General features: G+C 73.9%; 12 protein-coding genes. 7 read left to right on the plus strand and 5 right to left on the minus strand.

Translation table 11 applies throughout. The annotated features are described in order from the left end of the window. The first annotated feature begins 78 nt into the window (after positions 1 to 78). Both ABZ842_RS32965 and ABZ842_RS32970 read left to right on the plus strand, forming a co-directional pair. The gene (locus tag ABZ842_RS32965; protein ID WP_361545307.1) at positions 79 to 891 is read left to right on the plus strand and encodes an FTR1 family protein; all 813 of its coding nucleotides are present in this window, start codon (positions 79 to 81) and stop codon (positions 889 to 891) included. Then, the gene (locus ABZ842_RS32970; RefSeq protein WP_361545310.1) at positions 884 to 1,918 is read left to right on the plus strand and encodes a hypothetical protein; all 1,035 of its coding nucleotides are present in this window, start codon (positions 884 to 886) and stop codon (positions 1,916 to 1,918) included. The genes ABZ842_RS32965 and ABZ842_RS32970 overlap by 8 nt, the downstream gene beginning before the upstream one ends. Positions 1,919 to 1,951: 33 nt before the next feature. Here ABZ842_RS32970 and ABZ842_RS32975 read toward each other — a convergent pair whose 3' ends face one another. Further along, on the minus strand, positions 1,952 to 2,710 hold the full coding sequence (locus ABZ842_RS32975; protein ID WP_361545313.1) for a bifunctional DNA primase/polymerase: 759 nt from the start codon (positions 2,708 to 2,710) through the stop codon (positions 1,952 to 1,954). A gap of 364 nt (positions 2,711 to 3,074) precedes the next feature. Here ABZ842_RS32975 and ddaH point away from each other — a divergent pair, with 364 nt between their 5' ends. After that, positions 3,075 to 3,899, plus strand: coding sequence for a dimethylargininase (gene ddaH / locus ABZ842_RS32980; protein ID WP_361545316.1), 825 nt, complete (start codon positions 3,075 to 3,077; stop codon positions 3,897 to 3,899). Between the two features lie 25 nt (positions 3,900 to 3,924). Here the strand turns inward: ddaH and ABZ842_RS32985 are convergent, their stop codons facing one another. From ABZ842_RS32985 to ABZ842_RS33000, 4 genes are all read right to left on the minus strand, one after another. Continuing rightward, on the minus strand, positions 3,925 to 4,419 hold the full coding sequence (locus tag ABZ842_RS32985; RefSeq protein ID WP_361545319.1) for a universal stress protein: 495 nt from the start codon (positions 4,417 to 4,419) through the stop codon (positions 3,925 to 3,927). Positions 4,420 to 4,550: 131 nt separating this feature from the next. Next, positions 4,551 to 5,558 carry a small ribosomal subunit Rsm22 family protein gene (locus tag ABZ842_RS32990; protein WP_361545322.1) on the minus strand — a complete coding sequence of 336 codons (1,008 nt, stop codon included), beginning with the start codon at positions 5,556 to 5,558 and terminating at the stop codon, positions 4,551 to 4,553. Further along, the gene (locus tag ABZ842_RS32995; RefSeq protein ID WP_361545431.1) at positions 5,555 to 6,946 is read right to left on the minus strand and encodes a multidrug effflux MFS transporter; all 1,392 of its coding nucleotides are present in this window, start codon (positions 6,944 to 6,946) and stop codon (positions 5,555 to 5,557) included. The genes ABZ842_RS32990 and ABZ842_RS32995 overlap by 4 nt, the downstream gene beginning before the upstream one ends. A 154-nt stretch (positions 6,947 to 7,100) precedes the next feature. Further along, positions 7,101 to 8,732: an alkaline phosphatase D family protein gene (locus tag ABZ842_RS33000; protein ID WP_361545325.1), complete on the minus strand. Its 1,632-nt coding sequence runs from the start codon at positions 8,730 to 8,732 to the stop codon at positions 7,101 to 7,103. 184 nt (positions 8,733 to 8,916) lie between these two features. Between ABZ842_RS33000 and ABZ842_RS33005 the strand changes: the two genes are divergently transcribed. From ABZ842_RS33005 to ABZ842_RS33020, 4 genes are all read left to right on the plus strand, one after another. After that, positions 8,917 to 9,696 (plus strand): SDR family oxidoreductase, encoded by a 780-nt coding sequence (locus tag ABZ842_RS33005; protein ID WP_361545327.1) that lies wholly within the window; start codon positions 8,917 to 8,919, stop codon positions 9,694 to 9,696. A 35-nt stretch (positions 9,697 to 9,731) separates the two neighbouring features. Further along, the gene (locus tag ABZ842_RS33010; protein ID WP_361545330.1) at positions 9,732 to 10,061 is read left to right on the plus strand and encodes a MazG-like family protein; all 330 of its coding nucleotides are present in this window, start codon (positions 9,732 to 9,734) and stop codon (positions 10,059 to 10,061) included. A 396-nt stretch (positions 10,062 to 10,457) separates the two neighbouring features. After that, on the plus strand, positions 10,458 to 11,639 hold the full coding sequence (locus ABZ842_RS33015) for an abortive phage infection protein (protein WP_361545333.1): 1,182 nt from the start codon (positions 10,458 to 10,460) through the stop codon (positions 11,637 to 11,639). Between the two features lie 101 nt (positions 11,640 to 11,740). Further along, positions 11,741 to 13,297, plus strand: a complete 1,557-nt coding sequence (locus tag ABZ842_RS33020) for a serine/threonine-protein kinase (protein ID WP_361545336.1) — start codon at positions 11,741 to 11,743, stop codon at positions 13,295 to 13,297. Positions 13,298 to 13,361 lie beyond the last annotated feature (64 nt).

Here is a 13,361-nt window from a genome sequence, read left to right on the forward strand (position 1 = left end):
CACCCCGCAGAGAACCGCGCGGTAGCGCAGGGGCGTCCACCTTGCGAAGGGATCCGCGCGGTAGGAGGGGTGGACGGGGTGGACGGGACGTGTTTGTACGGGCTGCGCCTGGGGCTCGCCGTCGGGGCCGGCATCGCCCTGCAACTCGCCCTCGTCGCACGGACGAAGCACACCCGCCCCGTGTGGACCACCACCGCCACCACCACCGCCCTCTTCCTCGGCCTCGGCGGGCTCCTCGAATTCGGCTCCCGACAGCCCACGCCCGAAACCCGCAGCCTCGTCACCGGCACCCTCGCCCTCGCCGCCGTCGCCGCCGTGACCTGGTTCGTCGTCCGCCTCCGCACCGGCAGGCCCGCCCCCGCAACCCTCCTCATCGCCGTCACCGCCCTCCTCATCGGACGCGAAGGGCTGGAGGGCGCCCTGTACTTCTGGTCCGCCGCCCGCGCCGCGACCGGGGTCAGTGCCAGCGCACAGCCCCTGCTCGGACTGGCGCTGGGGCTCGCGATCGCGCTGCTCGCGGTGTGGGGGCTGTACGCGGGCGTCCGCCGCGCCGGACCGGAGCGGACCGCCCGCTGGACCGCCGCCGCGCTCGGCGTGATCGCCGCGGGAATGCTGGTGCAGGGCGTCAGCGCGCTCCAGGACGCCGGCGCCCCCGGCGCCACCGGCAGCGCCGCGCAGCCCGCGTACGACCTCACCGCCACCGTCCCGCCGGACAGTTGGTACGGCACGGCGCTCAACGGCCTCGTCCACTTTCTGCCCGATCCGACCGTCCTCCAGGTCACCGTCTGGTTCCTGTACGCGGTCCCGGCGCTCCTCTTCGCCCTCGCCCCGATAGGGTTCGGTCGTTCAGTCGGGGGCGCGGGGGCCAAGGAGAAGACGACCGATGGGTAGGCCGATTCGGGTGGGTGCGCGAGGCCGTAGCGGTAGTCGCAGCCGGAACCACGTCCGCAACCGCAGCCTCGCGGCGGCGGTCGCCGCACTCGCGCTGACCGCGACCGGCTGCGTGACCGTCCACGGCGAGCGGGAGGTCGTGCCGACGGCGACGGACGCGGAGGCGGCGCGGGCGCTGGAGGAGTTCACCGCCGCGTACAACGACCGGTTCAGGACGTACGATCCGACGCTCCACGCCGACCGGCTCGCCGGCCCGCTCGGCGCGGTCAACCGGGCCGGCATGACGTCGCAGCGGGCGAAGTCCCCGGGCGGCAACCCCAACCACCGGGCCCTGGAGCTGACGGACGCCTCGTTCTCCATACCGAAGAAGGCGGGTTGGCCGCGGTACTTCCTCGCGAACGCGGACGCCAACTGGGGCGGGGGCCGCCAACAGGACGACCGCTGGCTGTTGGTGTTCCTGCGCGAGGGCCCCGACCAGAAGTGGCGGGTGGCCTACCTCAACACGATGGCCCGGGACCGGGTGCCGGAGTTGAAGACCGACGGCGACGGCTTCGCCGTGCCCGTGCCCGTCGAGACGGCCTCGCTGGTGAGCGCGCCGTCCGCGCTGGCGAAGAACTACTCCTCGTACCTCCAGTCCGGCGCTCCCCCGCTCTTCAAGGACGGGCCGGACACCTCCCAGTGGCGCGACGCCCGCCACCGGCCGTCCACGCCGGGCACCACGACCCAGTGGATCGACCAGCCGGTGAACTCTCCCGACTCGGCCCCGGTCGGGTTCGCCACGAAGGACGGCGGCGCGCTCGTCTTCTTCACCACCAAGACGTACGAGCGCCAGACCGCGGCGAAGGGCGTGCAGCTCAGCGTGCACCCGGACCTGAAGCCGCTGCTGACGGGCGAGGTGAAGCAGTCCGTGACGAAGGAGCGCGTCTCGGGCCTCGCGGCCCACGTCCCGGCCGCGTCGGGCGGCGCCGACGGCAAGGTCGACGTGCTCAACCGGATGTCCGGCCTCACGTCCGTGAAGGGCGAGTGACGGAGGGCCGAGTGGCGCACGGCCCGTGGGGGCTCAGCGGTGCAGCGGCCAGGGCTCCTCGTGGTGCAGCGCGTACCGTGCGCACGCGTCGGTCAGCGCGCCCAGCAGCGTGAGCGGCTCCGGGAGGGGGTGTTCGGGGCCGCGCACCCAGCTGACCGCGTGGTCACCGGGCAGCAGCGCGGGCGGCACCAGGACGTAGCTGCCGCGGCAGTGCCACCGCAGGCCGGGGTGCTCGTCCATCGTCTCGGGGTGGCAGTCCAGCTCGCAGGGCCACCACTCGTCCTCGTCCTCCGGGGTGCCGCGGGTGGCGGTGAAGAACAGCGCCCTGGCGTCTTCGCCCTCGCCCCCCGACTCGGCGACCGGCCCGACCTCGACGCCCTGCTCCAACAGCCGCTCCAGCGCGTTGCGGCCGGCTTCCAGGGGGACGTCGAGCACGTCGTGGACCATGCCCGTGGCGGTGATGAAGTTCGCCCGCGGCTCGCCCTGCGCCCAGCGCTGGATCTGCACGGGGTCGGTCGTGGACTGGGTCTGCCAGGCGAAGGAGACCGGGTGCCGGCCGGGGGTGGGACAGCCGATGCGCTCGCACGAACAGCGGTACGCGACGGGGTAGGCGGCGGGCGCCAGCGGCAGTCCCGCGGCGGCTGCGGCGAGCAGCAGGTCCTCGCGGTGGGCGTCGGAGACCGCGCCGTGGTCGGGGGCGGTGTCCTTCGAGCGCCTGCGCAGCCACTGCGCGAGGCGGCTCTCCCCGGGGAGTCTGTCCGTGCCGCGGTATCGACCTTTACCGTCGCCCATCTATCCCCTCACACATCACGCTCGCCCCTCGCGGTCCCTGCCATGGTCCCACCATCCTGCTCCGCGGGGGTCCACTGTCCCCAACCGGGGGGCCTCTCGACTCATTCCGGGGCGCACGGAAGTGGGGTGCGGGATACTGCGCGACCGGCGCACGGTCCGGCGCACCGCCCGGCGCACGGCGCCGTTCTGTGCGGTTCCGACGAAGCGGCGGCGGGCGGAGTTTCGTAGGAAACCGCGAAAACTGCCGAAAGGCGACGCGCGGGGCGAACGCTTCACCGCACGGCCGGCGCTCTTCCGCCGGGGCGCCCCCACCATGGCTCCACGCACACCCGCGTACCCGACGTCTCCGTGTGAGGAGCCTTCTTTGCGCTCATCGCTTCGTGACGCATCGCCGCGCCGCTACCTGATGTGCCCACCCGCGCACTTCAGGGTGACGTACTCCATCAACCCGTGGATGGACCCGGCGAAACCCGTCGACCTGCCCCTGGCCATGGCCCAGTGGGAAGACCTGCGCGACCGCTACCGCACCCTGGGCCACACCGTGGAGCTGTTGGCTCCGCGGCCGGGCCTGCCCGACATGGTCTACGCCGCGAACGGCGCGACCGTCATCGACGGCCGGGTGCTGGGCGCCCGGTTCGCCCACCCGGAACGCCGGCCCGAGGCCGCGGTCCACCTGGAGTGGTTCCGTACCGCCGGGTTCACCGAGGTCCACGAGCCGGTGCACGTCAACGAGGGCGAGGGGGACTTCGCGGTCACCTCGTCGTACGTGCTGGCGGGGCGGGGCTTCCGGTCGTCCCCGCTCTCCCACGACGAGGCGCAGGAGTTCTTCGGCCGGCCCGTGATCGGGCTGGACCTGGTGGATCCGCGCTACTACCACCTCGACACCGCGCTGTGCGTACTGGACGGGGCGGCGGACGAGGTCATGTACTACCCGGGCGCGTTCTCGCCGGGGAGCCGGTCGGTGCTGGCGCGGCTGTTCCCCGACGCGCTGGTGGCCGACGGGCCGGAAGCGGCGGCGCTGGGGCTGAACGCGGTCAGCGACGGTCGGCACGTGCTGCTGCCGCAGGCGGCGGTGGGCCTGTTCGGGCCGCTGCGGGACCGGGGCTTCGAGCCGATCGGGATGGACCTGGGCGAGTTGCTGAAGGGCGGCGGCAGCGTGAAGTGCTGCACGCAGGAGCTGCGCCCCTGAGCCCGGCCTTGGGAGCCCTGGAGCCCTAGGAGGTGCCGGGGCCGCGGACGACGACCACCGGACAAGGTGAGTGTTGGGTGCAGTGCTGGGCGACCGAGCCCAGCACGGCCCCGACGAAACCGCCGTGGCCCCGGCTGCCGACGACGAGGAGTTCCGCGTCGACGGCGGTGGCGAGCAGCGCGTCGGCCGCCGTGCCGTGGACGACGTGGGTGCGTACGGGCACGGCCGGTGAGGGGCCCGCTACCTCGGCCACCGAGTCCTGGAGCACCTTCTCGGCGACGGCTGCCGGGTCGTAGTCGCCGGCCGGCGGGGTCCAGCCGAGGGATCCGTAGTACGGCGGGAACTGCCAGGACATCACGGCTTCGACGCCGCCGTTGATCAGTGCGGCCTGGCGCAGGGCCCAGCGCAGCGCCTCCTTGGAGGAGGGGGAGCCGTCGACGCCGACGACGACGCGGCGGTGCGGGTCGGTCGGGCCGGGGGCCTCGGGATCGGTGGGGAACGTCGCGGATTCCTCAGACACCTCAGACACCTCTGCCTCCGTCGTGACCTGGACCGCCCGAAGAGCCCGTGGGACCTGGTCAGCCCGTGGGGCTGGTGAGCCCGGTCAGCCCGGTGGGCCCGGGCGGCGGGCGCTCCTCATCCCATCGTCGGTCAGGCTTCCGGTGCCGGCCACTCCTCGCCCCAGTCGGCGCCGCGGGCGGCCTTGTAGGCGGCGCCCTGCCGCTTGGTGACGGTGACCCGATCGAGGCCGTCGCTCCCGGTGCACAGGTCGAGCAGGACCAGGCCCTTACGGATCTGGGGCCGGCGGGTGATCCGGTTGGCGGCGGGGCGCACGGGGAAGCGGGTGGCGACGACGTAACTGAACTTCTCGTCCTCCCACGCCAGCGATCCGCCCTTGATCCGGCGGTGCAGCGAGGAGCGGCTGACGCGGGCGGAGAAGTGGCACCAGTCCGTGCCGGGGGCGATGGGGCAGGCGTCGCTGTGCGGGCAGGGGGCCGCGACGGTGAGCCCGGCGGCGACGAGCCGGTCCCGGGCGTCGATGATCCGCTGGTAGCCGTCGGGGGTGCCGGGCTCGACGATCACGACGGCGCTGGCGGCGCGGGCGGCCTCGTCGACGACGGCGGCGCGGTCGTCCTCGGTCAGCTCCTTGAGGACGTACGACACCGTGACGAGATCAGTGCTCTCGATGTGGAGCGCCGCACTGATACGAGAGCGCTGCCAGCGGGCCGAGCGCAGCCCCGGCAGGTCCGAGCCGGCCGCCATCTCCCGCCCCAGCTCCAGCGCGGGCTCCGCCCAGTCCAGCACGGTGGTGGCGACCGGGACGGCCACCTCGCCCTCCCACGCGCCCGCGACCGCCCAGCTCGCCGCGCCCGTGCCGCCGCCGACGTCGGTGTGGGTGGCGGGCGTCCAGTCGGGGGCCGCCGCCCGCAGCGCGTCCAGCACCGCCCGTACCGCCTCGTACGTCGCCGGCATCCGGTACGCCGCGTACGCGAGCACGTCCGCGCGGTCCCGCAGCACGGGCGCGTCCGTCGGCGTCTGCCCCCGGTAGTTGGCGATCAGCCGGTCGACCGCCTGGGCGGCCCGGGTCGGGGGCAGTTCGTCGATCAGCCCGGCGAGGGCGGCGCGCAGCGCGTCGGCGGTGGGAAGGGTGTCGCTCACCGATCGATTCTAGGTCCCCCCGCGACCTCGCTTCCCTTGCCGTCCTTGCCGCCGGGGCGCGACCAGGGGCGGCACAGGAACAGGAAGCAGCAGACCGCCGCCACGGCACACGTGAGCTGGACGACGGCCATGGGGACGGCCGTGTCCTCGCCCGCGATGCCGACGAAGGGCGAGGCGAGCGCCCCCAGCAGGAAGGAGGACGTGCCGATCAGCGCGGACGCGGAGCCCGCCGCGTGCGGGGTGCGCATCAGGGCGGAGGCGTTGGTGTTCGGCATGATCAGGCCCTGTGCGGCCATCATCACGAAGAGTCCGGCCGCGATCCCGACCAGCCCGACGTCGCCGAAGGCGCCCGCCGTCATGAGCACCAGCCCGACGCCGGCGAGGACGATCACGCCGAGGCCGACGCCGAGCGCCTTGTCCAGGCTGACCCGGCCGGCGAGCACCCGGCCGTTGAGCTGGCCGACGGCGATGAGACCGATCGAGTTGAGGCCGAAGAGCAGGCTGTAGGTCTGGGTGGAGGCGCCGTGGATCTCCTGGACGACGAAGGGGGACGCGGTGATGTAGGCGAAGAGCACCGCGAAGGAGAGGCCGCCGGTGAGCACGTAGCCGGTGAAGACCCGGTCGCCGAGGAGTCCGCGCATGGTGCGCAGGGCGGGTCCGACGCCGCCGCCGTGCCGGCGCTCGCGCGGCAGGGTTTCCGGGAGCCAGGTGAAGGCCACCGCGGTCAGCAGGATGCCGACGACGGTGAGGACGACGAAGATGCCGCGCCAGTCCGTGAAGCGCAGCACCTGCGCGCCGATCAGCGGGGCGACGATCGGGGCGACGCCGGAGACCAGCATGAGGGTCGAGAAGAACCGGGCCATCTCGACGCCCTCGTACAGGTCGCGGACGACGGCGCGGGCGATCACGATTCCAGCGGCGCCGGACAGCCCCTGGAGGAGGCGGAAGACGACGAGCAGCGTGGCGTCCGGGGCGACGGCGCACAGCGCGGTGGCGACGACGTAGACGACCATGCCGACCAGCAGCGGCCCGCGCCGGCCCCACTTGTCGCTCATCGGGCCCACCACGAGCTGGCCGAGCGCGAGGCCGGCGATGCAGGTGGTGAGGGTGAGTTGGACGGTCGAGGCCGACGCCGTCAGCGAGTCGGTGACGGCGGGCAGCGCCGGGAGGTACATGTCCATGGAGAGCGGCGGGAGCGCGGTGAGCCCGCCGAGCACCAGCGTGACCAGCAGGCCGACGCGGCGGGCCGCGACGACGCCGGGGGCCGGCGGGTCCTCCGGCGACCGGGACGGGCCCGGCACCGCGGGCGCCGGCACCGCGGCGGTGGGTGCCGCGACGGTCGGCGCCGGGGTCGTCGTCGAGGTCGCCGGGGCCGGGGCCGAGGTCATCGGGGCCGGGGCCGCGGCGGTCGGTGCCGCGCCCCCGTTGGGTATGTCGCCTTCGTTCCCCGCCGTGCCGGTCGGGCCGCTCTCCGGCCTGGTCATGGATCCTCCGCTGGGTAGGTGTGCCGACCATGCTCTCAGCCCGGCGGGGGCGGGCGGGTCACGCGGGCCGCAGGCCCGGATCGCCGGCGACCGTCACGAACGACGCCGCGGTGCCGATCGGCGCGCCCGGGACCGTCACGGCCGGCACCGTACGGAAGTCGGCCCGTGCCGCTTCCTCGCCGAGCGTGACCGTCAGGTAGCCGCGGCGGCCGTTGTAGAACCGCAGGTGCGGATTGGCCCGCGTCAGGTTCTCCCAGTTGGCGGGCCGGTCGGCGCCGTCCCGGCCGCTGCTGATGGAGGTGGCGACGAGTTCGGTGCCGAGGGTGCGCGAGGCGGGGTCGTCCCAGTCCTCCTTGAGGTCGAAGCCGTGGCCCACGTGCACATCACCGGTGAGGACCATCAGGTTCTCCACGCCGGCCGCCCGCGCCCCGGCGAGCACCCGGTCCCGCGACGCCGGGTAGCCGTCCCAGGCGTCCATGCTCAGCCGGTACGCGTCCGACGGCACGTCGCGCCTGCGGGCGAAGACGACCTGCTGCGGCAGCACGTTCCAACGGGCGGTGGAGCGCTGCCAGCCGTCGATCAACCACTGCTCCTGCTGCTCCCCCGTCATCGTCCGCGTCGGGTCCTGCGACTCGGGCCCCGGCACCTGCCAGCCGTCGCCGTACGCCTGGTTGGAGCGGTACTGCCGGGTGTCGAGCACGTCGAACTGCGCCAGCCGTCCGAAGTGCAGCCGCCGGTAGAGCTTCATGTCCGGGCCGGTGGGCCGCTGAGGCATCCGCAGGGGCTGGTTCTCCCAGTACGCGCGGTAGGCCGCTGCGCGGCGCAGCAGGAACTCCTCCGGGGGCACGCCGTTCTCCGGGTCGCCGCCCGCGTAGTTGTTCTCGGTCTCGTGGTCGTCCCAGGTCAGGACGAAGGGGTGGGCGGCGTGCGCGGCCTTCAGGTCGGGGTCGGTCCGGTAGAGGCCGTAGCGCAGCCGGTAGTCCTCCAGGGTCAGCGTCTCGCGGTTGAAGTGCGCGGGCAGCCGGCGGTCGGTGTAGGCGCGGGCGCCGCCGGTGGCGTTCACGGCGTACTCGTACAGGTAGTCGCCGAGGTGGAAGACGGCATCGAGCTCTTCGGCTGCGAGGTGCGCGTAGGGGGTGAAGTAGCCGTCGTGGTACGCCTGGCAGGAAACGGCGGCGAACCGCAGCTCCCTGATGCGGGCGCCCCGCGCGGGCGCGGTCCTGGTGCGCCCGACGGGGCTGAGCCACGACCCGGCGCGGAAGCGGTAGTAGTACACCCGGTCCGGGTCGAGTCCGGTGACCTCGACGTGCAGGCTGTGGTGGACCTCGGGGTGCGCGGTGGCCGTGCCGCGCCGGGCGACCCGGGTGAAGCGGGCGTCGTGCGCCACCTCCCAGCGGACGGTGTACGTGCCGCGGGGCAGTCCGCTGTCGGGCTCGTACGGGCGGGGCGCGAGCCGGGTCCACAGCAGTACGGAGGTCGGCTGCGGGTCGCCGGACGCGACGCCCAGCGTGAAGGGGTCGGCCTTCAGCGCGGCGGCGTCGGCCGCGGCGGCGTGCGCGCTGCCCGGCAGGTTGGTGGTGAAGGCGAGGACGGCGGCGGCGCCCGCGGTGGTGAGGATGCGTCGGCGGCCGAACGCGGCGCCGATGTGCCGTGCGGCTGCGCGGAGTTCGTCCGGGTGCGTGGGTCTCATGGGTGGTGGCCCCTCCCCTTGCGGCGGTTGTCCTTCCGCATGGGAGTGGCAGCGGGCGTACCGGTGCTGTCGGGCGCGGGGCCGGCAGATGACGACCGGGTGACTTCCCGGCACGGACGCGGGCCGTACGAGTGCGGGTCGATGGGGTACGGGCGGCTTGAGTGCGGGACTACGCTCCGACCCCATGAACACTCAGTCCACTCAGTCGAAGGTCGCCGTGGTGACGGGCGGCGGTTCGGGGATCGGCCGGAGCGTGGCCCTGGCGCTGGCGGGTGCGGGCTGGTCGGTCGCGGTGGCCGGCCGGCGTGCGGACGCGCTGACGGAGACGGCGTCGCTGGCGCGGACGGCGCCGTTGGCGGGCGGGAACGTGCTGTGCGTTCCCACTGATGTGACGTCACCCGCCGATGTCACCATGCTCTTCGACACGGTCCGGCGGGATTGCGGACGTGTCGACCTGCTGTTCAACAACGCGGGTGCGTCCGGGCCGCGCGGGGTCGCCTTCGAGGACCTGACGCACGAGGACTGGCTCCGGGTCGTCGACGTGAACCTGACGGGTGCGTTCCTGTGCGCGCAGGCCGCGTTCCGGGTGATGCGGGACCAGTCGCCGCGGGGCGGGCGGATCATCAACAACGGTTCGATCTCCGCGCACGTGCCCCGTCCGCAGTCGGCGCCGTACACCGCGACGAAGCACGCGATCACCGGGCTGACGCGCTCGCTCTCCCTGGACGGCCGCCCGTACTCCATCGCCTGCGGGCAGATCGACGTCGGGAACGCGGCCACGGAGATGACCGGGCGGATGACGGCCGGGATCCTCCAGGCCAACGGGGAGACGGCGGTGGAGCCGGTGATGGACGTGGCGGACGTGGCCCGTACGGTGCTGCACATGGCGGAGCTGCCGTTGTCGGCGAACGTGCAGTTCGCCACGGTGATGGCGACGACGATGCCGTACATCGGACGGGGTTGACGGCGGTCGGCGGCGCCGTGGAAGGCTTGCGTCCCATGAACGCGATCGATGACGCCGACGCCCTCTGGCCCACCGTCGACCGGCTGCGCGCCTGGCTCGACGCGGCGAACGACCGCCCCGCGGAGGAGGAGTTGCTGCTGCGGGTGCTGAAGCTGGCGGAGGAGGTCGGCGAGACCGCGCAGGCGGTCATCGGCGCGACGGGCCACAACCCGCGCAAGGGCAACTCGCACACCTGGCAGGACGTGGAGTCGGAGCTGTGCGACGTGATCCTCACGGCGATGGTCACGCTGCGGACGCTGACGCCGGAGGCGGAGGCGGTGTTCCAGCGCCACGTCCACGGGGTGGCCCGCCGCGCCCTGACGTGACCGGGCGGCGGTCCACCCGGCCGCACCCCTGATCGCCCAGGGGGCAGCCACGGCCCGGCGCGCGCCTGACCACCCCGCCGTTTCCCCGCGGGAGCGTTGGCCTCTGCGGCCCGGTGGTGGGCTGTTCGCGCAGTTCCCCGCGCCCCTAAAGACCTCCACCTCCGGCCCGCAGAGAACGGACGGGGGGGGGAGCGAGAGAGGGGCGCGGGGAACTGCGCGACAAGCCCACCGCCGGGCCGCAGACAGTCACGCTCTCGCAGAGTCACGGCGCGGGCGCTTCTTTCGTTGGGCCGGCTCATCCCTTCGTCGGGCGATCGCAGACCATCGGCCGACCCGCAACAGCCCCTCTCCTCCCCAGACTTGGGGACGGAAACCAACCACAGGGGAGGGCACATCGTGAGCCACCGAACCACGGCGAGGAACCGCCGCGGCGGGATCAGCAGGGCACAGTTCCTGGCGGCTGCGGGCGCGGTCGGGGCCGCCGCCTCGCTTGGCGCGGCCGGAGCGACCGCGACCGCAGCCACCGCCGCGCCCCGCCCCCGCGGCGTGCGCTACCGCAGCGTCTGCTACACCCTCGGCGACGGCGAGACCCCCGGCACCGCCTGGAGCGCCCGCCGCATGCGCCACGACCTCAAGGCCATCGCCCGCGACCTGCACGCCAACTCCGTGAAGGTGACCGGCGACGGCGTCGACCGCCTCAACGCCACCGCGTCCGAGGCCGTCGAACGCGGCCTCCACGTCTGGCTGGAGCCCACCCTCAGCGACCGCCCGCAGCCCGAGACGCTGGACCACCTCGCGGAGACGGGACGGCACGCGGAGCGGCTGCGCCGCCAGGGTGCGGACGTCCACCTCAGCGTGGGCTGCGAGTTCTGGCTGCTCGTACCGGGCATCGTGCCGGGCGAGACCGTGCTGGACCGGATCAAGAACCTCCAGGACGGCAACTTCGACCCCGTCGACATGCAGCGCAAGCTGGACGCCTTCACGGCGCGGGCCGCGGCCGTCGGCCGGGACGTCTTCCGCGGGCCGCTCAGCTACGCCGCGGCCCAGCACGACCGGGTCGACTGGCACCTCTTCGACGTCGTCGGCATCGACTACTACTCGTACTTCCCGCGCCGCGAGAGCTACGTGCGCGAGCTGCGGGAGTACCTGCGCTGGGGCAAGCCCGTGGCGATCACCGAGTTCGGCACGTGCGCGTACCGGGGGGCGCCGCAGGCCGGCGGCATGGCGTGGGACGTGGTCGACGAGACCAAGCAGCCGCCCGAGATCGTCGGGGACCTGGTGCGCAGCGAGCGCACCCAGGCGTCGTACGTGGGCGAGCTGTTCGACGTCTTCGAGGAGCTGGGGCTGCACGCGGCGATGGCCTTCGAGTTCATCTCGGCGGACGCCCCGCACCGCGCCGACTCCCCGCGGCACGACGTGGACATGGCGACGTACGCGATCGTCAAGTCGATCAAGGACGATCCGGTCGACCCGGCGTCGGACTGGCACTGGGAGCCGAAGGAGGCGTTCCACGCGCTGGCCCGACGCTACGCCCGCTACGGCCGCAAGGCTGGCGACGACCGTGGGGCCCACCCCTGATTGCCCCTCTCCACGGGCCGTCCACAGGGGCGTCACAACCGGAGCGGAGCGCCCCCCGGGCCAGCGGTGGAGCGCCGTGAGCACCACCTAGGGTGTTCTCCATGAACGCACCGGGGGACGTGGTCGACGGCCGGTTCCAGTTGGTCGAACCACTGGGCAGCGGCGGCATGGGGACGGTCTGGCGCGCTTGGGACAGCGCGCTGCACCGCGAGGTCGCCCTGAAGGCCGTGCGCCCCGAGGCCGCCGCGTCCGACGCCGTACGGGAACGCGTGCTGCGCGAGGCCCGGGCGCTGGCCCGGCTGAACCATCCGCACGTGGTGACCGTCCACCACATCGCCGTCGCCGATCCGCACCCCTGGATCGTGATGGAGCTGGTGCCGGGCCACTCGCTCCAACAGCGCCTGCGCGAGGCGCCCCTGACCCCGACGGAGGCCGCGCGGATCGGCCGCCAGGTGCTGTCGGCGCTGCACGCCGCGCACGCGGCCGGCATCCAGCACCGGGACGTGAAGCCGGCGAACGTGCTGCTGCGGCCCGACGGGGTCGCCGTGCTCACGGACTTCGGCATCGCGGCCCTGCAGGGGAGCAGTTCGCTGACGCAGACCGGCGAACTGGTCGGCACGGTGGAGTACATGGCGCCGGAGCGGATCCGCGGCCGGCACGACGACCCGGCGTCGGACCTGTGGTCCCTGGGCCTGGTGCTGTACGCCTGCGTGGAGGGCGTGTCGCCGCTCCGGCGCGAGACGACGTTCGCCACCCTGGCGGCGGTGCTCGACGATCCGATACCGGCGCCGGTGCGTTCGGGGCCGCTGGCGCCGGCCCTCGGGGCGCTGCTGGTGCGGGATCCGCTGCAACGGCCGGACGCGGCCCGGCTGGACACGCTGCTCGCGCAGGTGGAGTCGGGCGCGCCGGCCGCGTACGCGCCGGTGCAGCACGCGTACCAGGTCGCGGCGCCCCCGGATGCGTCGGCCCGTACGCAGGTCGGCCGCCAAGCCCCGACCCAGGCACCGCCCCCGCCCCCGCCCCCGGCCCCGGTGCACGGGCCGGCACCGACCTCCGGGCGCGCTGCGACGGCGCCCGCTCCGCCTGCGCGGCGCGCCCGGAGCCGTATGCCCCTGATCGTGGCCGCGGTCTCCACGGTCGTCGCGGTGGTCCTGGCGACGGCGCTCGTCGTGACGCTGCGCAACGGTGGCGACGGCGACGGCGCGGACGACGCGTCCGGCGTCCCGGACACGTCGACGGGGGCCGACCCGACGCCGCAGGTGCCCGATGTGAAGCCCTCGCCCGTGACCCCGGTGTCCCCGCCCGGGGCCAAGGGCAAGTGGGTCGCCCAGGTGCTGTCCGAGCCGACGTCCACGGGCCCGGCAGCCCGGGACGAGAAGCTGGCGAGGCTCCGGCAGACGGTGCCGGACGTGAAGTACGTGCGCAGCGACGACTACGCGTCCCTGCGCCCCGGTTACTGGATCTTCTACGCGCCCGGCCCGTTCAAGGACGGCCGGGCGGCCGTGCGGTACTGCGAGAAGCGCGGGATGCCGTCGGCGGACGACTGCTTCGGGCGCTACCTGAGCAAGAGCGCCGCGGACTTCACCCTCCAGTGCCGCCCACCCCTGGACGCCCCCAAGGGCCGCTGCACCCACCCCGCCGCCTCAGCAGCGCGATAGCGCCGCAACACGTGCGCGATGACGGCGCCCGCCGCCCGGCGGCGGGTTGTTCGCGCAGTTCCCC

It is taken from the genome of Streptomyces sp. NPDC047315 (genome assembly GCF_040643215.1).
GTDB lineage: Bacteria > Actinomycetota > Actinomycetes > Streptomycetales > Streptomycetaceae > Streptomyces.